This is a genomic window from Thermomonas aquatica (genome assembly GCF_006337105.1).
Classification (GTDB): domain Bacteria; phylum Pseudomonadota; class Gammaproteobacteria; order Xanthomonadales; family Xanthomonadaceae; genus Thermomonas; species Thermomonas aquatica.
The window spans coordinates 1,265,667-1,288,357 of sequence record NZ_CP040871.1 but is presented as its reverse complement, the minus strand read 5'-3'; the positions used below and the strand labels follow the sequence as shown (position 1 = coordinate 1,288,357).

Sequence of the window (22,691 nt, the reverse complement as noted above, 5' to 3'; positions counted from 1 at the left end):
GCCGAGGGCGGCAACGGTCAGGAATGGGTGCTTGCCCGCGCTTTCTGCGCCTATACCGTGCTCGATGGCGGTGCCGTGCCGGCGCGCAAGCGTCGCGGCTTCGTGGACATGGCGGTCGCGCGCTGGTCGCCGTTCGCGGATCCGCAGTCGCACGTGGAATGGGTGGGCGATCGCGCGATGGTGTGGGCGTGGTCGCGCGCGCGCGCGCTGGAGGGCGAAGACGGCCAGTCCGCCGCCGCGCCAAGGCGCATCGTCCCCGAATCCCTGTTCCGCGGGCAGCCGCAGGCGGAAGGCCAGGAGCTGGTGGTGCTGGATACCGGACTCGAGGGGCGGGTCTGGCGCGACAACGTGATGGTGTCTTCGCACTGGTGGCCGGACGTGCCGGCGTTGCAGGACTGGAACGAATTCAGGCGCGGGGCTGGCCTGCAGCCTGCCGAGATGCCGCCGGAACAGTTGCCGTACCCCTTGGCCGAGCGCGCCTGGAGCGCGCCACGTGGCCAGGGCGTGGCAGAATCGATCGGGCAGCACCGACAGAAAGTGCTGTTGGCCCTGCTGGGCATGGGCGTGGCGGCATTGACCGCGCTGCTGGTGGGCGCGCTGGCGCTCAAGGTGTCGATCTGGCAGGTCGACCGCCAGATCGCGGCTCAGGAACAGGCCTTGGGCCGGATCATCGACGCACGCGACCAGGCCCTGAAGGGGCGCGCGGCGGTCGAAGCCGAACTCGCCTTGCGGCCGCCGGCAGGTCAGGTCGAATTGATGGCCCTGGTCGGTGGCTTGATTCCCGGGCAGTGGCAATTGCAGGAATGGAAGATGCCCGATGCGGAAACCTTGCAGGTGACCGCGCGGATGCCGAACGGCGACCCGCGCGCGATCGTGACTGCGCTGGAGAACTCGAAGCGCTTCACCGAGGTCACCGCGGAAATCGGCAGGGCGCGCGACACCGTGGCGATCAAGGCCAAGGTCGTGCGCGCGCCGATCCAGGGCGGGCGTCGATGAGCGCGCGCGAATCCGCGCGCCTGAAGCAGGCGCGCGAGGAATGGCAGACCAACCCGCGCTTGCGCTGGGGCGTGGCCATCGTCGGCGCGATCGCGCTGGTGTACCTGTTGCTGGTCCTGGTGGATTGGCGGCGCGACCTGCACGAGCAATACCAGCAGCGCACGTTGCAGCTGTACAAGATGTCCGCGCTTGCCGGGCAGGAACAATGGGCGGTGCGCGCCGAAGCCGCCCGCAACCTTCAGAAATCCTTGCAGGCCGAGATCCCGCGGGCCAACACGATCGGCTTGGCGCAGGCGGAAGTGCAGACCATGATCCGGCAAGTGCTCAATGCGTTCGGGCCGAAGCTCTCGAGCGATTCCAGGCCGCCGTTGCAGGTACGGGCGCAGCCCGGGTTGTGGCGGATCCCGGTGACGATCCGCGGCCAGGTGGGGCAAGCGCAGTTGCTGGAAATCCTGCGCCGTATCGAAAGTTCCGATCGCCTGGTGGTGATCGACGATTTCCTGCTCGGTTTCGCCCAAGGGCAACCCAACGTCACCCTGACCGTCGTCGCGTACTACCGGGTCGGCAATGCCGCGCAAGGAGGCCCGCGTGCAGCTCGCTGAGCGCCTGCGTGCGCATCCGTGGCTGGCGGTGGCCTGCGCCGGCGCGCTGGTCGGGATCACCATCGGCCTGTTCCTGCCGATTCGCGCGGCATCCCAGTCGAAAGCGGACGAGGCGAAGTGGACGCTGCCCACGCCCGCCTCGGTCAAGCGCTTCGACGAGGCGAAATACCAGGCCCTGCGCCGGGCGCCTTTCTGGGGCGAAGTCAAGCAACCCGGGGAGCGAGGCCAGCAGGTCGCCGGCTGGAGCCTGAGCGGCATCGTGACCCGGCCGTCTATCCGGGCGGCAGTGACCTTGCCGGGCAAGCGGGAGACGACATGGGTCACGCTGGGCGGCGCGCTGCCGGATGGCGCGACTTTCGTCGCCGCCAATCGCGACACCATCTGGTACGAGAAGGACGGCTGCCGCCGTGCGCGCAAGCTGTACCTGCTGCCCAAGGCCCAATCCGACGCCTGCATCGGCGCGAAGGGCGAACCGGCGGCGGCGCCATCGGGTACGCCCACGCCACCGCCCGTTACCTCGCCTGCGCCGCCTCCGGCGCGCCGCCCCCACTGAATTTCCGAAGAAACGCCATCGCATGAATAGCTTCCGTCCATTCCTGACCGCAGTCGCCGCCGCATTGCTCGCCGGTGCTTGCGCTACGCCGCGCGTGAAAGTCCCGCCGCCGCTGCCCCTGCCCAACCAGGACGGCGGGGAGCAGGGCTTCGAGCGACAGCCGCCGGCTGGACGCCAGGACATGCAGCGCAGCGGAACGCCGACCATTCCGGGCAGTGGCAACAACAGCCTGGTGGCCGGGATCAATGGCGACGCCATGCCGCCGCTGAAGGGCGGTCCGGTCAATGTGAACATCGAAGGCATGCCGGTGCCGGCCTTCATCAACGAGTTCTTCGGCTCGATCCTGGGTGCCGGCTTCCAGATGGACCCGCAGGTTTCGAAGGCGCAGGACCTGGTCACCCTGCGCACGCCCGGGCCGCAATCGCCGCAGAACTTCTACCGGTTGGCGGTGCAGGTGCTGCATAGCTACGGCATTTCGACCGAATACACCTCGGGCATGGTGTTCTTCAACCGCGGCAAGGATTCCGCCGGCCCCTCCCCGCTGATCGTGAGCGGACGCGCCTTGCCGGAAGTGCCGATCAGCCATCGCCCGGTGTTCCAACTGGTGGACCTGCAATCGGTGCGTACCAACGACGTGGTGAACCTGCTGGGCGTGGCATTCAAGGGCAGCGGACTCACTATCCAGGCGGAAGGCAGCCGCAACGCGGTGATCCTGATGGGCAAGCCGGAGCAGGTGCGGCAGGCCGGCGAGGCGATCCGTGTGCTCGATCGCCCGCTGATGCGCGGCCGCGTCAGTGCCAGGCTGGAGCCCGCCTTCGTCACCGCTTCGGAACTGTCCAAGCGCCTGGTCGAAGTGCTGAGCGCGGAAGGTTACGGCGCTTCGCTCTACACGGTGGGCGGCTCCAGCGGTACCGCGATCCTGGTGTTGCCGCTGGAGGCGGCGAATGCGGTGCTGGTGTTCGCGGCCGACGACCGCGTGCTGGAGCACTCCGTGGAGTGGGCGCGCAGCATCGACAAGCCGAATCCCACCGCCGGCAGCGACGGCTTGTTCTACTACATGGTGAAGAACACCCAGGCCAAGGAGATCGTGCAGACGATCAGCGGCGTGCAGAACGGGGCGAGCAATACGCGGAGGCCTTCACGCGATGCGATCGACGGCAGCCAGGTCGGGGCGGCTGCAGGTGCCGCCGCGACGTCGCCGGCCGGCGGCGATGGCGATATGGCACGCGGCAAGTTGTCGCTGGACGAACCGCGCAACGCGATCATCTACCAGGGTTCGGCCACCGACTGGGGGCGCATCCTGCCGTTGATCCAGCAGATGGATCGTGCGCCACGCCAGGTGATGGTGGAGGTCACGGTGGCGGAAGTGACCCTGACCAACGACCAGGAGTTCGGCATTTCCTGGCTGGCGCGCAACAGCGACCTCGGCAAGTTCAACGGCAACATCAGTTCCGGCACGCTGGCGACCGGCACCGGCGGCGCGGGGCTCAGCTATATCCTGGACATCGGCGGCCAGGCGCGCGCCTCGCTGAAGGCGTTGGCCAGCCAGGATCGGATCAGCGTGCTGTCCACCCCGAGGGTGATGGTGAAGAGCGGCGAGGAAGCCAGCTTCGACGTGGGCACCGAAGTGCCGACCGTCAGTTCGCAGGCGACTACCAACATCTCCACCGGCGGCAATTCCGGCATCATCCAGACCGTGCAGTACCGCAAGACCGGCATCCTGCTCAACATCAAGCCGGTGGTGTACTCCGACGACCGTGTCGACATCGAATTGCGCCAGGAAGTCAGCGAGGCGCTTCCGGTCGGCGCGGATTCGATCGCCAATTCGCCGGCGATCTTCAACCGCTCCTACAGCACCAGCCTCAGCCTGAAGGACGGCAGCGCGATCCTGATCGCCGGCCTGATGTCGCAGCGGAACACCGCCGGCAACAGTGGCGTGCCGTTCCTGAAGGACGTGCCGCTGCTTGGCAACCTGTTCAAGACCCAGAAGCAGGGCAAGAGCAAGACCGAGCTGGTGCTGATGATCGTGCCCTACATCATCGAGACCGACACCCAGGCCGAGGAGCTGACTCGTTCGCTCAGCCAACGCTTCGAGTTGCTCGAACTGCCGCAGACCGGGCAGGCGCCGGTGCAGGTCACGCCTTCGGTACCGGTGAATCCGTGATCGCGACGGTGCGTCCGCGATAAGCGCATAAGCTGAGCGACATGCCTGAGACGAGTGGAGACCAGCGCGTGGCCGGGCCGCGCAGCGCACCTGCATCGGGCGGCGGCCGCAGGGGCGTGCTCGTGCTCGGGATGCACCGCAGCGGCACCTCGGCGCTGACCCGGATCCTCAACCTGCACGGCGCCGCGCTGGGCGAAGACCTGATGCCGGCCGCGCGCGACAACCCCAGCGGGTTCTGGGAACACAGCGCGGCGGTCGCGATCCACGAGCGCCTGCTGGCGCGGCTTGGCATGGCCTGGGATGACCCGCGGCCGTTGCCGCCGGAATGGCAAGACGGCGAGCCGGCGCGCGAAGCGCTGGAGGCGATCGATGCGCTGATTGCGCGCGAGTTCGCCACGCAGCGGCTCTGGGCGGTGAAGGATCCGCGGCTGTGCCGGTTCGCGTCGTTGTGGCGTCGGGCCATGGAGAAGCGGGGCATCGAGGCGAACGTCGTGCTGGTGACGCGCGACCCGGCCGAGGTGGCCGCATCGCTGCAGGCACGCGATGGCTTGCCGCTCGCAGTCGGCAACCTGCTGTGGGGCCGCTACCTGGTGGATGCGCTGCACGCCGCGGAGGGCCTGCCGCGGCGGTTGGTCCATTACGGCGAGCTGCTGCACGACTGGCGTACGGTGATCGACGGCGTCGACCATGCGTTGCAGCTGGGCCTGCATCGCGATGCGCGGGTGGAAGCGGAATGCGATCGTTTCCTGTCGCCGCAACTGCGCCACCATGCGCGCGGCGCGGACGCGGCGGATGCGCTGGTGGAGCCGTTGCGCGCGAACCTGGACGCCGCAGGCCGGGGCGTCGGCATCGATCCGGCGATGATGCAGGCGGGCTTCGATGCACGGCTCGGACCGGCGACCGGGGTCGTGGAGGGCCTTGCCGCCATGCTCGCGCGTGCCCGCGCCGACCTGGCCGCATCGATGGTGCGGACCGGCGAACTGCGACAGGAGCTCGAAGACCGCGGCCGCTGGAGCGCCGCGATCGATGCCGAGCTGCAAGCCCTGCACCTGCGCCATGGTGCGCTCATCGACGAACACGAAGACACCGTGGCCTGGGCGCATGCGCTGCAGGCGGAGATCTCGGCATTGCAGGACGCATTCCGCCAATCGGAAGCGGATCGCGACGACAAGCTGGCCTGGGTGAAGAGGCTCGAAGGCGAGCAAGAGGCATTGCAGGCGGCATTCCGCAAGTCGGAAGCCGACCGCGACGACAAGCTGGCCTGGGTGAAGAAACTCGAAGGCGAACAGGAAACGTTGCAGGACGCATTCCGCCAATCGGAAGCGGATCGCGACGAGAAGCTCGCGTGGGTGAAGGCGCTCGAAGGCGAGCTTGCAACCCTGCAGGCGGCATTTCGTGGTTCGCAAGCGGATCGCGACGAGAAGCACGCATGGGCGCAGGCGCTGGATGCGGAACTGGCGCGATTGCGCGAGGACTACCAACGGGTCGATGCAGACCGCCTCGACAAACTGGCGTGGGCGGCGTCGTTGCAGGGTGCGCTCGACGAAGCGCGTGGCCTGTCGGCAAGCCTGCAGGACGCGCTGGACGAACGGGAGCGCATGCGCGCCGAGATGCAGGCGGAGCTGGACAGGATCGCCTCCGACCTCGCGGCGCAACGTGCGGCGCGGCTGGCATCGGAACAGTACGCCGACGAGGTGGAGCAGGCAGCGCGTGCCCTGCTTGCATCGTCGAGCTGGAAACTGGCGCGCCCGCTCCGCTACCTGGTGGCGAAACTGCGCGGCACCGCGGCCGAGCCCGTGTTGCCGCAGCGTCCGCGTTCGTGGCTGATGCCGGTACCCGCCGTTGCGCAGGCTGCGGATGTCGTCGCTTCGCCGCAAGCACCGGACGCGCCTGCCGCCGACGCCTGGTTCGCCGGCATCGCCTTCCCGCGCGTGGATGCGCCGCGCGCGAGCATCGTCATCCCCACCTGGGGCAAGCCCGACTACACCGCGCGCTGCCTGCGGTCGCTCATGGCCTGCGGCGACGCGGCCAGCTTCGAGGTGCTGGTGCTGGAAGACGCCTCCGGCGACCTGGCGATGGCCGCGTTGCGCGACGTGCCCGGCCTGCGCTACCACGAGAATCCGGAAAACCTTGGCTTCCTGCGTTCCTGCAACCAGGCGCTCGGGTTGGCGCGCGGCGACTACGTCTGCTTCCTCAACAACGACACCGAAGTGCAGCCGGGTTGGCTGGATGGCTTGCTCGACACGTTCCGGGAATTCCCCGACACCGGCCTTGCCGGTTCCAAGCTGGTGTATCCCGATGGCCGGTTGCAGGAAGCCGGCGGCATCGTGTGGGCGGACGCCAGTGCGTGGAACTACGGGCGCCTGCAGGATCCGGATGCGCCGGAGTTCTGCTACGCGAAGGAAGCGGATTACATTTCCGGCGCGGCGATCCTGCTGCCGACCCATTTGTTCCGCGAACTCGGCGGCTTCGATGAGGTCTTCGCGCCGGCCTATTGCGAGGACACCGACCTCGCCTTCCGCGTGCGCCGGGCCGGGCTCGCGGTGCGCTACCAGCCGGCGTCGGTGGTGGTGCACCACGAAGGGGTTTCCCACGGCACCGACGTCGGGCAGGGCGTGAAGGCCTACCAGGTGGCGAACCAGCGCACCTTCCACGAACGCTGGCGGGACACCCTCGCGTACGGGCATTTCGCCAATGCGGAGATGCCGTTCCTGGCCAGGGATCGTTCGCAGTTGCGCAAGACCGTGCTGGTGGTCGACCACTACGTACCGCAGCCCGACCGCGATGCCGGTTCGCGCACGATGTGGCAGTTCATGCAGCTGTTCCGGCAGCACGGGATGTCGGTCAAGTTCTGGCCGGAGAACCTGTGGCGCGACCCGGTGTACACGCCGTGGCTGCAGCGCGCCGGGATCGAGGTGATGTACGGCAACGCCTGGGCCAACGGCTTCGAGCGCTGGCTGGAGCAGGCCGGTGGCGCGATCGATTACGTCCTGCTCAGCAGGCCGCACGTCTCGCTGCCGTTCATCGATGCGCTGCGCCGCCACACCAATGCCAAGCTGTTGTATTACGGGCACGACATCCACCACCTGCGCGCATTGAGCGAGCACGCCCTGACCGCTGAGCCGGCGTTGCTGGAGGAATCGGCGCGGTTGCAGGCGATGGAGGAACGGGTGTGGAAGGGCGTCGATGTCGTCTACTACCCGGCGGATGCGGAAACCACGCACGTGCAGGACTGGCTGTCCACGCACGACGGCCGCGCGCGCGCAGCGACGATCCCGGTGTACGCGTTCGACAGCTTCCCCGATGCACCGTGGGCGAACCTGGCGCAACGCCGCGACCTGCTGTTCGTGGCCGGCTTCGGGCATCCGCCGAACGTGGACGCAGCCGTCTGGCTGGTGCGCGAGATCATGCCGAAGGTGTGGGAACGCATGCCGGAGGCGCGGTTGTCGCTGGTCGGTTCGAACCCGACGGCCGACGTGCTGGCGCTGGCCGGCGAGCGGGTGGAGGTCACCGGCTTCGTCAGCGACGAGGAACTGCAGCGCCGCTATGCGCGGGCGCGCGTGGCCGCCGCGCCGTTGCGCTTCGGCGGCGGCATGAAGGGCAAGGTGATCGAGGCGATGCGCTTCGGCCTGCCCTGCGTCACCACCTCGATCGGCAAGCAGGGACTGGAAACGGTCGGCGACTGGCTGGCGGCGGAGGACGCCCCGCAGGCATTCGCGGATGCGGTGCTGCGCCTGCTGGAGGACGACGCGGCATGGCTGGCGGCCGCGCACGCGGCGCAGCGGCATGCGCGCGAAAACTATTCTGCGGACGCGCTCTGGCGCGTGCTGGGCGAGGATGTCGATCCGCGCGGTTATCCTGATGCCGATGCGCGCCGGCGGCGCCTGCGCGGCAAGCGAAAGGAATGAGCATGAAGGTCCTGATCCTCGGCGCCACCGGGTTCGTCGGCAGCTACCTGATGGAGCGCGCCATCGGCGCCGGCCACGCGGTGCTGGGCACGCACTACAACGCCACCATCGACACCCGCGACTGGGCGCCGTACCAGGACCGGCTGCTGCGTTGCGACATCCGCTATCGCGAGCAGGTCGATGAAGCGATCCGCCGCTCGCGGCCGGATGTCGTGTACCTGCTGGCGGCGCAGAGTTATCCGGCGCTGTCCTGGCAGGCGCCGCTGGAAACGCTGGACACCAACGTGCTCGGCACCGCCAACGTGTACGAGGCGATCCGCGCCTCCGGCCTCGACCCGGTGGTGGTGGTCGCCTGTTCCAGCGCGCAGTACGGCGAAGTCGCGGCGGAGGACATCCCGGTGCGGGAATCGCACCCGATGCGGCCCTTGCACCCGTACGGCGTCAGCAAGGTCGCGACCGAGCTGCTGGCCCTGCAGTACCACGCCAATGCCGGCATCCGCAGCGTCTGCGCGCGGATCTTCAACACCACCGGCCCGCGCAAGACCGGCGACGTCTGCGCCGACATCACCCAGCGCGTGGCGCGGATCGAAGCGGGGCTGCTGCCGCCGGCGCTCAAGGTCGGCAACCAGGACACCTGGCGCGCGATCACCGACGTGCGCGATCTGGCCCGCGCGCTGGAACTGCTCGCCGCGCATGGCGAAGCGGGCGGCGTGTACAACATCAGCGGCGCCACCACCTACCAGATCCGCGAGATCGTCGCGGCCGCGCAGGCGTCGTCGCGGGTGCCGCTTTCGATCGAGACCGATCCGGAACTGCTCCGGCCCAGCGACGAGAAGGTGATCTTCGGCGATTCGTCGAAGCTGGTCGCCGCCACCGGCTGGAAGCAGGAATTCGCGCTCGCGCGCACGCTGGACGACATGCTGGCCTACTGGCGCGCGATCTACGGCGTGCGGGGGCAGGCGGCATGATCGTCCGCGCGCGCGCGCCGCTGCGGCTCGGCCTGGCCGGCGGCGGCACCGACGTGTCGCCGTATTGCGACCTGCACGGCGGCTCGGTGATGAACGTCACCATCGACAAGTACGCCTACGCGACCATCGATGCGTCGCCGGACGGCCTCGTGCATTTCCTCGCGCAGGACGCCGGCGCCGGCGAACGGATCGCGCCCGGCGAGGCGATGGCGGAGCGGACGGACGCTGCCGGCCCGCTGCAACTGGCCAAGGGCGTGTATCGGCGGATCGTCGCCGAGCATCTCGGCGGCCGCGCGCCCGCGATCCGCGTGCGCACGCATTCCGATGCGCCCCCGGGTTCCGGCCTGGGTTCGTCCTCGACCATGGTGGTGGCGCTGGTCACCGCGTTCGCCGAATACTTCGGCTTGGCATTGGGCGAATACGAGGTCGCCCACCTGGCCTATGCGGTCGAGCGCAACGACCTCGGCCTGGCCGGCGGCAAGCAGGACCAGTACGCGGCCGCGTTCGGCGGCTTCAACTTCATGGAGTTCTACGCCGGCGACCGGGTGATCGTGAACCCGCTGCGGATCAAGGACTGGATCCACGCCGAACTGGAGTCCAGCCTGGTGCTGTGCTTCACCGGCGTGTCGCGCGCCTCGGCCAGGATCATCGACGAACAATCGCGCAACATCAGCGAAGGCGATGCCGCCTCGCTCGATGCCATGCACCGGCTCAAGGACGAGGCCGGGCGCATGAAGGAAGCGCTGCTGCGCGGCGACTTCGCCCGCCTGGCCGAGGTCATGCAGGCCGGCTGGCTGGCGAAGAAACAGAGCGCGGCGAGCATCAGCAACCCGCGCATCGAGGAGATCGAGACCGTCGCCGGCGCGCACGGCGCGCGCGCGACCAAGGTCTCCGGCGCGGGCGGCGGCGGCTTCATGATCTTCCTGTGCGACCCGGCCGACCGCATCGGCCTGGTGCGCGCGCTCGCCGCCGCCGGCGGCACGCCGTACGACGCGCACTTCACCCTGCAGGGGGCCACGGCCTGGAAGGTGCCATGAAGGCTTACATCGACAACGAATTCGCCAAGGCGCTGGCCAACATGCAGGCGCTGGCGGGCGACGCCGCGCTGCAGCAGGACCTGCAGCGTGCGGTGGAGCTGTGCGTGCGCGCCCTGCAGGGCGGCCGCAAGCTGCTGTTCGCCGGCAACGGCGGCAGCGCCGCGGACGCGCAGCACTGGGCCGGCGAACTGGTCAGCCGCTTCTACTACGACCGCCCCGGGCTGGCGGCGATCGCGCTGACCACCGACAGCAGCATCCTCACCGCGATCGGCAACGACTACGGCTACGACTACACCTTCGCCCGCCAGCTGGAGGCGCTGGGGCAGGCCGGCGACGTGTTCGTCGCCATCTCCACCTCCGGCAACTCGCCGAACATCCTGCGCGCGGCGGAGGCGGCGCGCGCGCGCGGCGTGCACGTGGTCGGCTTCACCGGCCGCGGCGGCGGCAAGCTGGCGCCGCTCGCCGACATCTGCTTCCGCATGCCTTCGGACGAGACGCCGCGCATCCAGGAAGGCCACGAATTCGTCGGCCACCTGCTGTGCGCGCTGATCGAGTCGCGCATGTTCCCGCACGATGCCGGCTGACGAGGCCATCGTCCTTGCCGGCGGGTTCGGCACCCGCCTGCGCGGCATCGTCGACGACGTGCCCAAGCCGCTGGCCCCGGTCGCCGGCCGGCCGTTCCTGGCCTGGTTGCTGGACCGGCTGGCGCTGTCGGGCATGCGCCGCTGCATCCTCGCCACCGGCTACATGGCGGAGGCGATCGAACGCGCCATCGGCGCGCGCTGGCAGGGCATGGACATCGCCTATTCGGTCGAGGCCGAACCGCTGGGCACCGGCGGCGCGATCCGGTTGGCGGCGCAACGGCTGCAGGGCGACGGCGCGCATGTGTTGAACGGCGACACCTGGCTGCAGTACCCGCCGGTCGCGCTCGAGGCGGCCGCGCGCGCGGCTTCGACGCCGATGGCGATCGCGCTGGCGCGGGTCGACGATGTCGCGCGCTACGGCGCGGTCGACGTGGACGATGGCCGCGCCCGCGATTTCCGCGAGAAAGGCGAGGCCGGCGCCGGCTGGATCAACGCGGGCTGTTATTTCCTCGGCGCGGCCGCGCTGTCCGCATTGCCCGCGCGCACGGCATTCTCGTTCGAACGCGAGGTGCTGCAGCCGCGGGCGCGGGCCGGCGAGGTCGCCGCATTCACCGAGACCTCCGGCTTCATCGACATCGGCGTGCCCGAGGACTACGCGCGGGCGCAGCCGATGTTCGCCGCGCGCGCGTGACCATGCCCGCGCTGCGCCAGCCCTACCTCGATCCCGCCGCGGCCGCACTGCTCGCCGCGCAGCCGGCGCCGCGCAAGGCGCTGTTCCTGGATCGCGACGGCGTGCTCAACCGCAACCACGGCTACGTGCACACGCCCGAACGCACCGATTGGGTGCCGGGCATCTTCGAGCTGGTGGCGCAGGCGCATCGGTTTGGCTACCTGCCGGTGGTCGTGACCAACCAGGCCGGGATCGGGCGCGGGTTGTACGACGCGGCCGCGTTCCTCGACTACACCGCGTGGGTGCACGAGCAATTCGCGAGCCGCGGCACGCCGCTGCTCGCCACGTATTGGTGCCCGCACCATCCCGAGGCCGGCGTCGGCGATTACCGCGTCGAATGCGGATGCCGCAAGCCGCGGCCGGGGATGCTGCTGGCCGCCATCGAACGGTTCGGCATCGATCCGGCGCGTTCGCTGTTGATCGGCGACAACCCAAGCGATGTGGAGGCGGCGCAGGCGGCCGGCGTATCCGGGCGCCTGCTCGCCGAAAGCGACTGGGGATCGGGCATGGCCGGCTTGCTCGGCGCGCCGGCATGAGCGCAGGCCCGGCAGATGCGACGCAACTGCGGGCCAGCCGCATGCTCGCCGCGCTGGCCTTGCTGCCGTTGGCGATCGTGCTGTGCGCGGCATGGCGTTACGACCTGGCCGCGAACATCCACGCCGACTATCGCCGGCTGGTCGCCGCGGTCTTCGTCGTGTTCGCGGGGCTCGCGGGTTGTGCGTGGCTGGCGGCGCGCAGCGGTTGGCGGCATGCGGCGATGCTGCCGCTGCTCGCGGCCTGCGTGCCGCTGGCGGGCGTCGTCGTGTTCGCAGGTTGGGCGCAGGTGGGCGCGGCCGTGTTGCTGGCCGCCGCGGCGCTGGCGGTCGCGTCGTGCTTCGGCGATGCAAGGCGATCCGGCATCGCCATCGCGGCGATGGTCGGGATGGCCTGCATCGCCGCCGTGGTCGGCTGGTCGTTGCCGCTGCCGATCCATCGGCGCGGCGTCTATCTCGCCGTCGCCCTGCTGCTGGTGGTCGTACGCTGGCGCGCGTTGCGCGAGATGTCGCGGACGGCGGCGGCGAATCTGTGCGGGATCGCGGCCGCGCATCCGGCATGGTCGATCCTGCTCGCGGGCGCGGCCGCCATCGCCAGCCTCGGCCTGTGGCTGCCAAGCCTCAACTACGACGACAACGCGGTGCACCTGGTCCTGCAGTCGCAACTGCTGGCGGACGGCTACTACCACCTCGACGTGCAGAGCCAGTCGTGGGCGGTGGCGCCGTGGGCGAACAACGTGCTGCATGCGGTCGCCGCGCTGTTCGCGGGACGGGAATCGCGCGCCGCGGCCGCATCGCTGTGGCTGCTGCTCGGCATCGCCGGCGCCTGGCGCCTGGCGCGCGCGCTGGATGCATCGCCCGCGACGGCCTTGGCCGCGGCGGCGGTGTTCGCGGCGCAGCCCTTGGCCGGCTACTTCACCACCTCGATGCAGGTCGATGGCGCCAACGCCGCGATCCTGCTGCACCTGGCCGCGATCGCCGCGACCCCGGCCGCGGCAAGGCCGGGCCCGTTCGTGCTCGGCATCCTCGCCGGCCTGCTGCTGGCGCTGAAGACCAGCAACCTGCTGTACCTGCTGCCGCTGCTGGCATGGCTGTGCGCGTCGATGCCGGCCGGCGCGCGGATGCGCTGGCTGGGCCGCATGGGCCTGGGCCTGCTGCCGGTCGCGGCATCGAGTTACGCATATGCCTGGTGGATCACCGGCAACCCGCTGTTCCCGTTCTACAACGCCGTCTTCAAGTCGCCGTACTACCCGGCGGAGAATTTCCGCGACCTCAAGTGGATGGCTGGAATGTCCTGGCGTTCGCTGTGGGATCTCGCCTTCAGGACCGATGCCTACGGCCAGTTCTTCCCCGGCGCGGCCGGCCTCTCGGTGCTCGCCACCTTGCCGGCGCTGGCGATCGACGCCATCCGCCGCCCCGCGCCGCGCTGGCTGGCGCTGTGGGCGATCGCCGCGGGCGGCGCGCTGTTCTGGCACATGCAGTACCTGCGCTACCTGTTCCCGGCGCTGGCGGTGCTGGCGGTGCTCGGCAGCGTCGCCCTTGCGCGGCTGCTGGATCGACGCCTGTTCGCCGCGGCCGTCGTGCTGCTGGTCGGCATCGACGCGCTGCTGATGCCGACCACCAGCTGGTACCTGCGCGACAACGACTGGCCGCTGCAATTGCGCGAAGGCGCGGCCGCGCGCGCGCGCATCGTGCGCACGATGCTCCCCGAGCGCGCCCTGCTCGAACGCGTGATGGCGCGCGATCCCGATGCCTGCGTGCTGATGTCGGACCCGAAGGCGCCCTTCGTCGGCGCCGGGCATGGCCATGCGATTTCGCTGCACCGCCGCTACGACCCGGAACTCTGGCGCGCGCGCAACGAGGCGGAAGCGGATGCCAGTGGCGGAAAATGGCGCGCGTTGCTGTCGCGGATCGGAGCCACGCATGTGCTGGTCGATCCGGCCGAAGAGCCGCTGCTGGCAGGCGTTCTGGCCGCCGACGGCTACGCCATGCAGGTGCGGGACGGGGCGCTGGAAGCATGGGCGTCGCCGGCTGGATCGACTTGCAACAGCCCGCTGCTGCAACGTCGTTCGCGGAGATAATGATGATTCCGACTGGCCACCGCTGCGCATGAACCAGGCACTGCTCCGCTTCGACGATCTCGCTGCCCGCAAGGACGATCCAGCCCTGTTCGCGCGCTGGTTGTTCAGCGGCAGCCTGGCCGAGCGCCCGCACGGCCTGGATGGCATGCAATTCCGGTGCTCGCTGTGCATGGCGGTCACGCGGATGGCGCGGAGGGAAGGCGTCGAGGACTTGCGGGAAGGCATGCCGTGCGCGACATGCGGAATGAGCGCGCGCCTGCGTTCCTGCCTTGCCATGCTCGGGACGCTGGTCGAACCGTCGGACCGGATCTACATCACCGAGCAGGGAACGCCTGCCTTCGCATGGCTGCAGGCGCGTTATCCGCACGTGCGCGGAAGCGAATTCGAACCCGACGCCGATCGCCGCGCTGCACTGGCCGCCTACCTGGAGAGCCTGGGCGGACATGGCCCGATCGAATTCCAGGACGTGACCAGGCTCGACATGGCCGATGACTCGCTGCATGCCGTCGCATGCTTCGACGTGCTCGAGCACGTGCCGGATTATCGGGCTGCCTTGCGCGAGTTCGCCCGCGTGCTGCGTGCCGGCGGACACCTGCTTGCCACTTTCCCGTTCACCGATGGGCCGGATACGGTCGTGAGGGCTTCGCTGTCGCCGCAGGGCGAAGTGGTCCATCACATGGAACCCGAGTACCACGGCGATCCGGTGGGCGGGGCGGTGCTGTGCTTCCAGCATTTCGGCTGGGACGTGCTGGCTGCGGTGCGCGAGGCCGGACTGGCCCATGCCGAAATGGTCATGCCCTGGTCGCCCGAACACGGCTTGCTGTACGGGAACTGGATGTTGCTGGCACGGAAGACAGGGTGAGCGACGAAGTGCAGGACATGGCGAACGCGCGGGCCGGAGGCCACGCCAGGGACAGTCGGCGGTGGCGCAAGCGGACGACGCGGATCCTTGCATCCCTCGCATTGCTCGCATACCCGCTCGGCATCTGGTGGCTGGACCGCTGGTCGATCGGCGTGGCGTTCGAGGCGTACCTGAGCTGGCAGCGCGTGCTGGCGAATGCCGCGGTCGGGTTGAGCATGATCCTGCTGCTGGCCGCGATCGCGCGTCGCTTGCTGGCGCCGATCCTGCTGGTATCGGCGCTGCATGCGTTGCTGTACGTCGTGTCGTCGATCAAGTACCGCCTGCTGGACATGGTGCTGGTCTTGCAGGACGCGTATTTCGTCTCCGGTTTCGATGCGTCCAGCTTCGCGTTGCTGTGGCATTACGTGCCCTCGCCCTGGCGCACGCTGGGGCTGGCGGTGCTCGCACTGCTGGCGCTGGCGTCGCTGTACCGGCTCGAGCCGCCATGCTGCCGCGCCCGGGCATGGCCGCGGCTTGCCGCCGCCGGCATCGCGACCGCCTTGCTCTGCGCGCTGTATTTCTCGGCATGGCCGTGGACCAGCCGCATGTACGACAAGGCGCATGTGCGGCCGTCGTTGTTCGGCTTCAACAGGGCGGCGTTGCGTGCGGGCCTGACCACCAGCCTGGTCTATTACCACAACCAGCAACGGCACCTGGCCTTGAAGGTGGACGCCGCGGCGTTGCGCAAGGCGTTGTCGTCGCTCCCGCCGGAGCCGCAGGCGCAGCCGGCAATCCGCGGCACGGGCGGCGAGCGGCCGGACATCGTCATCGTGCTCAGCGAATCGTTCATGGATCCGCGGGCGATGCGCGGCATGGACGGCGTGCCCGACCTGATCCCGCAGATCCGCGCGCAACTGGCCGCGGGCAAGGGCGGCCGGCTCCGGGTGCCGGCATTCGGCGGCGGCACGGTGCGGACCGAGTTCGAAGTCCTCACCGGCATGCCGGTGCGCGCCTTCCCCGAAGTGCGGTATCCGTACGTCGAGATGCGCCTGGATCGCATTCCCGGCATCGTCGGGGTGCTGGAGAAGGCCGGCTACGCCAGCCTTGCGATCCATGGCAATTCCGGCGGCGTCTGGAACCGGCTCGGCACCTACAAGGCGATGGGCGTGGATCGCTTCATCACCAAGTCGGAATTCAGGCAGCGCGGCGCGACCGAGGACGGCAAGTGGATGTCCGACCGCTCGATGACCGACATCCTGTTGCGCGAACTGGGCCATGCCGGCAAGCCCACGCTGGCGATCGCGATCAGCATGGAAAACCATGGCCCGTACGACGATGCCGGCAGGGTGGCCGACCCGAAGGCAATGGCCGGGATCGCATTGCCCGCCGGGCTGGACGCAGCGGGCGCGGGCGAACTGCGCAGCTATCTCTACCACCTGCACAATGCCGACCGGGAATTCGGGCGGCTGCTCGCGGGCTTGCGGGCGCGTCAACGCCCGTTCGTGCTGCTGTTCTTCGGCGACCACCTGCCGGCCCTGGGCGATGTCTACGATCGCCTGGGCTTCGCCGATGGCGCCGAGCCGGGTCGGCAGACGGTGCCCTGGGTGATGGCGGCCAGTGGCGACGTCGCCGTGCCTGGCGGCGGGGTGGTGACGTCTTCCTGGCAGTTGCCGTCGATGATCCTGCGCGCCGCGGGCGTGCCCGGCGATGCGTATTTCGATTTCGTGTCGCGGATCGGCCCCGGGCTGGCTGCGGATGATTCATCGCCGCGCGGCATGCTCCTGAAGGATGGCCTGTACGCCGCGGCCAATGCCCGTTTGCAGGATCGATTCGATGACTATGCGCGCAACTGATTCGATCGCGACGGCGCATGCGCGCAAGGCGATGCTGCTGGCATGCCTCGCCGGCGCGGGCTGCGCGCGCCAAGGGGTGGAGTTCCGGCTGGAGCCGGCCGTGGTCCGCGCCTGCGAGTTGCCGGTGGCGACCCGCGTCAGCTGGGACGTGACGCGACTCGGGCTGCAGCATGTCGATATCGAAGTCGCCAACCTGGGCGAAGCGCCGAAGGCATGGACCAACGGCGGTGCCAAGGGCAGCGAAACCTCGGGCGCCTGGGCGCAGGACGGCTACACGGTCATCCTGAAGTCGCGGAACGGCGTGGAGTTGGCGCGCCGCACGCTGACCACGGTGGCGTGTCCCGACTGACGCCGGCTCGGGGACTTACGGGCAGACCGGGCCGCCGATGGTCAGGCGCTCCAGCTCGGTTTCGTCGGCTGCGCTCTTGAGGACGAACACGAAGCCGGGCTTCACCCATGGGCCCGTTTCGTTCGAGCCGGATGCGCCCGCGTGCGCGAACAGCTTGCCGTCGGCCGTATAGATTTTCACCGAGGTCAGCCCGGGTTTCTGGCTGCGCACGTCCCACTGCAGGGTCACCGAGGTCTGCTTGCAATCCGCAAGCGCGGCGGGCTGCGCGTGGATCATCGTGGTCGGGGCGACCTCGACCTGCGGCGCCGCAGTGGCCGGTGCCGTGGCGGCTGCGGGGGCATCGGCCACCGGCGCGGTGTCGTCGCTCGGCTTCGGGCCGCAGGCGGCAAGGCCAAGCGCGAGCGGCAACAGGATCAGGTGGAGCTTGTTCATCGGAATTCTCGGATGCGGGGGGCGTGGACCGTGGACAAGGGTAACCGGGCGATGCGCAGGCGAGGTCAGCTAAGCGCCTGCTCGAGCTCCGGCAGCAACTGGAACAGATCCCCCACCAGCCCGACGTCGGCGATCTCGAAGATCGGCGCATCGCCGTCCTTGTTGATGGCGACGATGGTGCCGGCATCCTTGATCCCGGTCAGGTGCTGGATCGCGCCGCTGATGCCGACCGCGATGTACAGCTCCGGGGCGATGATCTTGCCGGTCTGGCCGACCTGCAGTTCGTTCGGCACGTAGCCGGCATCGACCGCGGCGCGCGAGGCGCCGACCGCGGCGCCGAGCTTGTCGGCGAACTTGTAGATGATCTCGAAGTTCTCCTTCGAGCCGACGCCGCGGCCGCCGGAGACCACGCGCCTGGCGCTCTGCAGGTCGGGGCGATCCGATTTGCCGGCGGCCAGGCCGATGTAGCGCGTATGCGACGGCAGTGCGGCATCGACATCCGCCGCTTCCACTGCGGCGCTGCCGCCGCGTGCCGCTTCCGGCCACGAGGCGGTGCGCACGGTGGCGACCACGGCGTGGTCGGCCGGCGCTTCGACGGTGATGATCGCGTTGCCGGCGTAGATCGGGCGCTTGAAGGCATGCGTGCCTTCGACCGCCATCACGTCGGAGACCTGGGCCACGCCGAGCAGGGCGGCGACGCAGGGCATCAGGTCCTTGCCGAAGGTGGTGCTGGGGCCGAACACGTGGGTATAGCCCTTGGCCAGCGCCGCGACCTGCGGCGCCAGCACCTGCGCGATGGCGTTGGCATTGGCGGCATTGGCGACGGTCAGCACGTTCGCCACGCCGGCGATCTGCGCGGCCTCGGCGGCGACGCCGGCCGGATCGGCGGCGAGCACGACGATGTCGATGGAATCCGGCTTCAGCGCCTGCGCGGCGCTCACGCACTTGGCGGTGGAGGCGTTGAGCTTGCCGTCCAGGTGTTCGGCGACGATCAGAACCTTGCCCATCACAGCAACCCCTTCTGCTTCAGCGTGGCGACCAGTTCGGCCGCGTCCTTCACCATCACTCCGCGGCTGCGCTTGGCCGGCGCCGCGTAGTGGGTGGTTTTCAAGGTGTCGCCGGCATCGACGCCGAGGTCGGCGAAGGCGATGGTTTCCAGCGGCTTGCTCTTGGCCTTCATGATGTCCGGCAGCTTGATGAAGCGCGGCTCGTTGAGGCGCAGGTCGGTGGTGACCACCGCCGGCAGGTCGACTTCCAGGGTCTCGAGGCCGGCATCGACCTCGCGCACCACCGTGGCCTTGCCGCCTTCGATGTCGAGCTTCGACGCGAACGTCGCCTGCGGGCGGCCCCACAGCGTGGCCAGCATCTGTCCGGTCTGGCTGGCGTCGTCGTCGATCGCCTGCTTGCCGAGGATGACCAGGTCCGGCTGCTCCTTCTCGATCAGCTTGAGCAGGGTGCGGGCGGCGGTCAGCGGCTGGATCGGCGCGTCGGCAACCACGTGGATGGCGCGATTGGCGCCCATCGCCAGGCCGTTGCGCAGGTGGGCCTGGGCATCGGCGGGGGCGATGGTGGCGACCACCACCTCGCTGGCGATGCCCTTGTCGCGCAGGCGCAGGGCTTCTTCCAGCGCGATGTCGTCGAACGGGTTGGCCGACAGCTTGACGCCGTCGGTGACCACGCCGGAACCGTCCGGCTTGACCTGGATGCGGACGTTGTAGTCCACCACGCGCTTGTAGCCGACGAGGATCTTCATCGTGCGGGAATCCTGTGGGGAGAACGGGGCCATGCGGCCGAGCCCGTCATTTTAGCGGACGCGTCCGGACCCTGCAGGACGCGGCCAGCGGCATACGCAGGATTGCCCGAAGGTACGGTAGGCCGGTCGCCGGCGCCCGCTAGAATGGGCGTCCCCTGCATCGGAGCACCGCACGTGGCAGCCGCCAAGAGCAAGCAGTATCCCAGCGCCGACGCCGCCCTGTCCGGGCTGGTGGCGGATGGCCAGACCCTCGCCGTCGGCGGCTTCGGCCTGTGCGGCATCCCCGAGGCGCTGATCGCCGCGCTGCGCGATTCCGGGGTCAAGGACCTGACCGTGATCTCCAACAACGCCGGCGTGGACGGCTTCGGCCTGGGCCAGCTGCTGACCACGCGGCAGATCCGCAAGATGATTTCGTCCTACGTGGGCGAGAACAAGGAATTCGAACGCCAGTACCTGGGCGGCGAACTCGAACTGGAATTCAATCCGCAAGGCACGCTGGCCGAGCGCCTGCGCGCGGGCGGCGCCGGCATCCCGGCGTTCTTCACCGCCACCGGCTACGGCACGATCGTCGCCGACGGCAAGGAAACCCGCGAGATCGACGGCCGCCACTACGTGCTGGAAACCGCGCTGAGGGCCGACGTCTCGCTGGTCAAGGCGTGGAAGGCGGACAAGGCCGGCAACCTGGTGTTCCGCAAGACCGCGCGTAACTTCAACCCGGCGGCGGCGATGGCCGGCAAGGCCTGCGTGGTGGAGGTGGAAGAACTGGTGGAGATCGGCGAGATCGATCCCGACCACGTGCACCTGCCCGGCATCTACGTCGACCGCATCGTGGTCAACGCCACGCCGGAGAAGCGCATCGAACAACGCACCATCCGCCAGGAGGACAACTGAGATGGCCTGGACCCGCGAACAGATGGCGCAGCGCGCCGCGCAGGAGCTGAGCGACGGCGCCTACGTGAACCTCGGCATCGGCCTGCCGACGCTGGTGGCGAACTACATCCCGGACGGCATGGACGTGTGGCTGCAGAGCGAGAACGGCCTGCTCGGCATCGGCCCGTTCCCGACCGAGGCGCAGCTCGACGCCGACCTGATCAACGCCGGCAAGCAGACCGTGACCGCGGTGCCCGGCGCCAGCTACTTCGGCAGCCACGACTCGTTCGCGATGATCCGCGGCGGCCACATCGACCTGGCCATCCTCGGCGCGATGGAAGTCACCGACAAGGGCGACCTGGCCAACTGGATGGTGCCCGGCAAGATGGTCAAGGGCATGGGCGGCGCGATGGACCTGGTCGCTGGCGTGAAGCGCGTGGTGGTGCTGATGGAGCACGTGACCAAGGCCGGTTCGTCGAAGATCCTGCCGCAGTGCACGCTGCCGCTGACCGGCGTGGGCGTGGTCAACCGGATCATCACCGAGCTGGGCGTGTTCGACGTCACTGCCGATGGGCTGAAGCTGGTGGAGCTGGCCGATGGCGTGAGCCGCGAGGAAGCGGTGGAGAAGACCGGCGTGCCGCTGCACTGACCGCGCGTTTGCAATGCCGCAAAGAAGAAGCCGCCCTCGGGCGGCTTCTTCGTTTCACATGTTCTGGTAGTTCGGCCCGCCGCCGCCCTGCGGCGCCACCCAGACGATGTTCTGGGTCGGATCCTTGATGTCGCAGGTCTTGCAGTGCACGCAGTTGGCGGCATTGATCTGCAGCCGTTCGTGGCCTTGCTCGCCGACGAATTCGTACACCGCCGCCGGGCAGTAGCGCGCCTCGGGGCCGGCGTATTCGCGCAGGTTCACTTCGACCGGGATCGCCGGGTTCTTCAGGGTCAGGTGCGCCGGCTGGTTCTCGTCGTGGTGGGTGCTGGACAGGAACACCGAGCTCAGGCGGTCGAAGCTCAGCACGCCGTCGGGCTTGGGATAGTCGATCTTCGGCTGTGTCGCCGCCGGTTCCAGGCAGGCGTAATCGGGCTTCTGCCGATGGATCGTCCACGGCGGATTGCGGATGCCGAGTTTCGGCAGCAGCCATTGCTCGATGCCGGTCATCAGTGTCGCGAAGCTGCGGCCTTTCTTGAACCACTGCTTGAAGTTCTTGGCCTGCAGCAGCTCGGCGTGCAGCCAGCTGTTCTCGAACGCGGCCGGGTAGGTGGCGAGTTCATCGCGCTGGCGGCCTTCGCCCAAGGCCGCGAACGCGGCGTCGGCGGCCAGCATGCCGGTCTTGATCGCGGCATGGCTGCCCTTGATCCGGCTGGCGTTGAGGGTGCCGGCCTCGCAGCCGACCAGCGCGCCGCCGGGGAACACCAGCTTCGGCAGGCTGAGCAGGCCGCCGGCGGTGATCGCGCGCGCGCCGTAGCCGATGCGCTTGCCGCCTTCCAGGTGCTTGCGGATCGCCGGGTGGGTCTTGAAGCGCTGGAACTCGTTGAACGGGCTCAGCCACGGGTTCCTGTAGTCGAGGCCGACCACGAAGCCCACCGCGATCTGGCCGTTCTCTGCGTGGTACAGGAACGAGCCGCCGTAGGTGTCGCTATCCAGCGGCCAGCCGGCGGTATGCACGACCAGGCCCGGCTGGTGCTTGGCCGGATCCGCCTGCCACAGTTCCTTGATGCCGATGCCGTAGCTCTGCGGATCCTTGCCGGCATCGAGCTTGTATTTCGCGATCAGTTGCCGGCCCAGCTGGCCGCGCGAACCTTCGGCGAAGATCGTGTACTTCGCATGCAGTTCCATGCCGCGCTGGAACTGGTCGGTCGGCTGGCCGTCCTTGCCGATGCCCATGTCGCCGGTGGCGACGCCCATCACTGCGCCGGTCTCGTCGTACAGCACTTCGGCGGCGGCGAAGCCGGGGAAGATCTCCACGCCGAGCGCTTCGGCCTGCTGCGCCAGCCAGCGCGTCACCGCGCCGAGGCTGACGATGTAGTTGCCCTCGTTGTGGAAGCATTCCGGCAGCAGCCAGTTCGGCGTGGCCTTCGAACCGGTTTCGTCGAGGAACAGGAATTCGTCCTTCGCCACCGCCTGCTTGAGCGGCGCGCCGCGTTCGGCCCAGTCCGGGAACAGTTCGGTCAGCGCCTTCGGGTCCATGATCGCGCCGGACAGGATGTGCGCGCCCGGCTCCGAGCCCTTTTCCAGCACGCAGACCGCAACCTCGCGGCCGGCTTCGGCCGCCAGCTGCTTCAGCCGGATCGCGGTGGCGAGCCCGCCCGGGCCGGCCCCGACCACGACAACGTCGTACTCCATCGATTCGCGGGCGACGGCGTCCTGGTTCGCTTGGCTCATCTGGCTCTCCTCTGGCTGCCCGCGATTTTCCGGGCTTTGCGTAGAGGCGGCAATCTA

20 protein-coding genes are annotated in these 22,691 nt (G+C 69.1%); 16 read left to right on the top strand and 4 right to left on the bottom strand.

Going from position 1 to position 22,691, the window contains the following annotated elements; all coding sequences use genetic code 11:
- Positions 1 to 27 precede the first annotated feature (27 nt).
- The 14 genes from FHQ07_RS14335 (at position 28) to FHQ07_RS06175 (ending at position 17,199) form a co-directional block, all read left to right on the top strand.
- Positions 28 to 996, top strand: a complete 969-nt coding sequence (locus FHQ07_RS14335) for a hypothetical protein (protein WP_168191479.1) — start codon at positions 28 to 30, stop codon at positions 994 to 996.
- Complete coding sequence (locus FHQ07_RS14330) at positions 993 to 1,598, top strand: GspMb/PilO family protein (RefSeq protein WP_168191478.1); 606 nt, start codon at positions 993 to 995, stop codon at positions 1,596 to 1,598. The genes FHQ07_RS14335 and FHQ07_RS14330 overlap by 4 nt, the downstream gene beginning before the upstream one ends.
- Positions 1,585 to 2,151: a hypothetical protein gene (locus FHQ07_RS14325; protein ID WP_168191477.1), complete on the top strand. Its 567-nt coding sequence runs from the start codon at positions 1,585 to 1,587 to the stop codon at positions 2,149 to 2,151. Before FHQ07_RS14330 ends, FHQ07_RS14325 begins: the two co-directional genes overlap by 14 nt.
- Positions 2,152 to 2,245: 94 nt before the next feature.
- Positions 2,246 to 4,315: a type II secretion system protein GspD gene (locus FHQ07_RS06220; protein ID WP_168191476.1), complete on the top strand. Its 2,070-nt coding sequence runs from the start codon at positions 2,246 to 2,248 to the stop codon at positions 4,313 to 4,315.
- Positions 4,316 to 4,356: 41 nt separating this feature from the next.
- On the top strand, positions 4,357 to 8,223 hold the full coding sequence (locus FHQ07_RS14530; RefSeq protein ID WP_240703559.1) for a glycosyltransferase: 3,867 nt from the start codon (positions 4,357 to 4,359) through the stop codon (positions 8,221 to 8,223).
- A 2-nt stretch (positions 8,224 to 8,225) separates the two neighbouring features.
- A complete protein-coding gene (locus FHQ07_RS06210) occupies positions 8,226 to 9,191 on the top strand; it encodes a GDP-mannose 4,6-dehydratase (protein ID WP_139715992.1) in 966 nt (321 codons plus the stop codon).
- On the top strand, positions 9,188 to 10,228 hold the full coding sequence (locus tag FHQ07_RS06205; RefSeq protein ID WP_139715991.1) for a GHMP family kinase ATP-binding protein: 1,041 nt from the start codon (positions 9,188 to 9,190) through the stop codon (positions 10,226 to 10,228). The genes FHQ07_RS06210 and FHQ07_RS06205 overlap by 4 nt, the downstream gene beginning before the upstream one ends.
- Positions 10,225 to 10,812, top strand: coding sequence for a D-sedoheptulose-7-phosphate isomerase (locus FHQ07_RS06200; RefSeq protein ID WP_139715990.1), 588 nt, complete (start codon positions 10,225 to 10,227; stop codon positions 10,810 to 10,812). The genes FHQ07_RS06205 and FHQ07_RS06200 overlap by 4 nt, the downstream gene beginning before the upstream one ends.
- On the top strand, positions 10,802 to 11,503 hold the full coding sequence (locus FHQ07_RS06195; RefSeq protein WP_139715989.1) for a nucleotidyltransferase family protein: 702 nt from the start codon (positions 10,802 to 10,804) through the stop codon (positions 11,501 to 11,503). The genes FHQ07_RS06200 and FHQ07_RS06195 overlap by 11 nt, the downstream gene beginning before the upstream one ends.
- Before the next feature lie 2 nt (positions 11,504 to 11,505).
- On the top strand, positions 11,506 to 12,078 hold the full coding sequence (locus FHQ07_RS06190) for a D-glycero-alpha-D-manno-heptose-1,7-bisphosphate 7-phosphatase (protein WP_240703589.1): 573 nt from the start codon (positions 11,506 to 11,508) through the stop codon (positions 12,076 to 12,078).
- Entirely contained in the window at positions 12,075 to 14,156 is a 2,082-nt protein-coding gene (locus tag FHQ07_RS14320) for a hypothetical protein (RefSeq protein ID WP_168191475.1), read from the top strand. The genes FHQ07_RS06190 and FHQ07_RS14320 overlap by 4 nt, the downstream gene beginning before the upstream one ends.
- A 28-nt stretch (positions 14,157 to 14,184) precedes the next feature.
- The gene (locus FHQ07_RS06185; RefSeq protein WP_168191474.1) at positions 14,185 to 15,018 is read left to right on the top strand and encodes a class I SAM-dependent methyltransferase; all 834 of its coding nucleotides are present in this window, start codon (positions 14,185 to 14,187) and stop codon (positions 15,016 to 15,018) included.
- 101 nt (positions 15,019 to 15,119) lie between these two features.
- On the top strand, positions 15,120 to 16,850 hold the full coding sequence (locus FHQ07_RS06180) for an LTA synthase family protein (RefSeq protein WP_168191473.1): 1,731 nt from the start codon (positions 15,120 to 15,122) through the stop codon (positions 16,848 to 16,850).
- Positions 16,831 to 17,199 carry a hypothetical protein gene (locus FHQ07_RS06175; RefSeq protein WP_139715985.1) on the top strand — a complete coding sequence of 123 codons (369 nt, stop codon included), beginning with the start codon at positions 16,831 to 16,833 and terminating at the stop codon, positions 17,197 to 17,199. Before FHQ07_RS06180 ends, FHQ07_RS06175 begins: the two co-directional genes overlap by 20 nt.
- A gap of 15 nt (positions 17,200 to 17,214) precedes the next feature.
- Here the strand turns inward: FHQ07_RS06175 and FHQ07_RS14630 are convergent, their stop codons facing one another.
- From FHQ07_RS14630 to FHQ07_RS06160, 3 genes are all read right to left on the bottom strand, one after another.
- Positions 17,215 to 17,631, bottom strand: coding sequence for a hypothetical protein (locus FHQ07_RS14630; protein WP_139715984.1), 417 nt, complete (start codon positions 17,629 to 17,631; stop codon positions 17,215 to 17,217).
- Positions 17,632 to 17,696: 65 nt separating this feature from the next.
- A complete protein-coding gene (locus tag FHQ07_RS06165; RefSeq protein ID WP_139715983.1) occupies positions 17,697 to 18,638 on the bottom strand; it encodes an electron transfer flavoprotein subunit alpha/FixB family protein in 942 nt (313 codons plus the stop codon).
- Complete coding sequence (locus FHQ07_RS06160) at positions 18,638 to 19,384, bottom strand: electron transfer flavoprotein subunit beta/FixA family protein (protein ID WP_139715982.1); 747 nt, start codon at positions 19,382 to 19,384, stop codon at positions 18,638 to 18,640. The genes FHQ07_RS06165 and FHQ07_RS06160 overlap by 1 nt, the downstream gene beginning before the upstream one ends.
- Positions 19,385 to 19,558: 174 nt before the next feature.
- On the opposite strand from FHQ07_RS06160, the gene FHQ07_RS06155 reads away from it, so the two are divergent.
- Positions 19,559 to 20,275 (top strand): CoA transferase subunit A, encoded by a 717-nt coding sequence (locus FHQ07_RS06155; protein WP_240703558.1) that lies wholly within the window; start codon positions 19,559 to 19,561, stop codon positions 20,273 to 20,275.
- A gap of 1 nt (position 20,276) precedes the next feature.
- Complete coding sequence (locus tag FHQ07_RS06150; RefSeq protein ID WP_139715980.1) at positions 20,277 to 20,903, top strand: CoA transferase subunit B; 627 nt, start codon at positions 20,277 to 20,279, stop codon at positions 20,901 to 20,903.
- Between the two features lie 54 nt (positions 20,904 to 20,957).
- Here the strand turns inward: FHQ07_RS06150 and FHQ07_RS06145 are convergent, their stop codons facing one another.
- Positions 20,958 to 22,634, bottom strand: coding sequence for an electron transfer flavoprotein-ubiquinone oxidoreductase (locus FHQ07_RS06145; RefSeq protein WP_139715979.1), 1,677 nt, complete (start codon positions 22,632 to 22,634; stop codon positions 20,958 to 20,960).
- Between the last annotated feature and the right edge of the window lie 57 nt (positions 22,635 to 22,691).

Excerpts from the sequence above, each read along its gene's own strand:
- FHQ07_RS14330 (WP_168191478.1), top strand. The coding sequence starts at position 993 with ATGAGCGCGCGCGAATCCGCGCGCCTGAAGCAGGCGCGCGAGGAATGG.
- FHQ07_RS14530 (WP_240703559.1), top strand. The coding sequence starts at position 4,357 with ATGCCTGAGACGAGTGGAGACCAGCGCGTGGCCGGGCCGCGCAGCGCA.
- FHQ07_RS06210 (WP_139715992.1), top strand. The coding sequence starts at position 8,226 with ATGAAGGTCCTGATCCTCGGCGCCACCGGGTTCGTCGGCAGCTACCTG.
- FHQ07_RS06205 (WP_139715991.1), top strand. The coding sequence starts at position 9,188 with ATGATCGTCCGCGCGCGCGCGCCGCTGCGGCTCGGCCTGGCCGGCGGC.
- FHQ07_RS06200 (WP_139715990.1), top strand. The coding sequence starts at position 10,225 with ATGAAGGCTTACATCGACAACGAATTCGCCAAGGCGCTGGCCAACATG.
- FHQ07_RS06195 (WP_139715989.1), top strand. The coding sequence starts at position 10,802 with ATGCCGGCTGACGAGGCCATCGTCCTTGCCGGCGGGTTCGGCACCCGC.
- FHQ07_RS06190 (WP_240703589.1), top strand. The coding sequence starts at position 11,506 with ATGCCCGCGCTGCGCCAGCCCTACCTCGATCCCGCCGCGGCCGCACTG.
- FHQ07_RS14320 (WP_168191475.1), top strand. The coding sequence starts at position 12,075 with ATGAGCGCAGGCCCGGCAGATGCGACGCAACTGCGGGCCAGCCGCATG.
- FHQ07_RS06185 (WP_168191474.1), top strand. The coding sequence starts at position 14,185 with ATGAACCAGGCACTGCTCCGCTTCGACGATCTCGCTGCCCGCAAGGAC.
- FHQ07_RS06175 (WP_139715985.1), top strand. The coding sequence starts at position 16,831 with ATGACTATGCGCGCAACTGATTCGATCGCGACGGCGCATGCGCGCAAG.
- FHQ07_RS14630 (WP_139715984.1), bottom strand. The coding sequence starts at position 17,631 with ATGAACAAGCTCCACCTGATCCTGTTGCCGCTCGCGCTTGGCCTTGCC.
- FHQ07_RS06165 (WP_139715983.1), bottom strand. The coding sequence starts at position 18,638 with ATGGGCAAGGTTCTGATCGTCGCCGAACACCTGGACGGCAAGCTCAAC.
- FHQ07_RS06160 (WP_139715982.1), bottom strand. The coding sequence starts at position 19,384 with ATGAAGATCCTCGTCGGCTACAAGCGCGTGGTGGACTACAACGTCCGC.
- FHQ07_RS06150 (WP_139715980.1), top strand. The coding sequence starts at position 20,277 with ATGGCCTGGACCCGCGAACAGATGGCGCAGCGCGCCGCGCAGGAGCTG.
- FHQ07_RS06145 (WP_139715979.1), bottom strand. The coding sequence starts at position 22,634 with ATGAGCCAAGCGAACCAGGACGCCGTCGCCCGCGAATCGATGGAGTAC.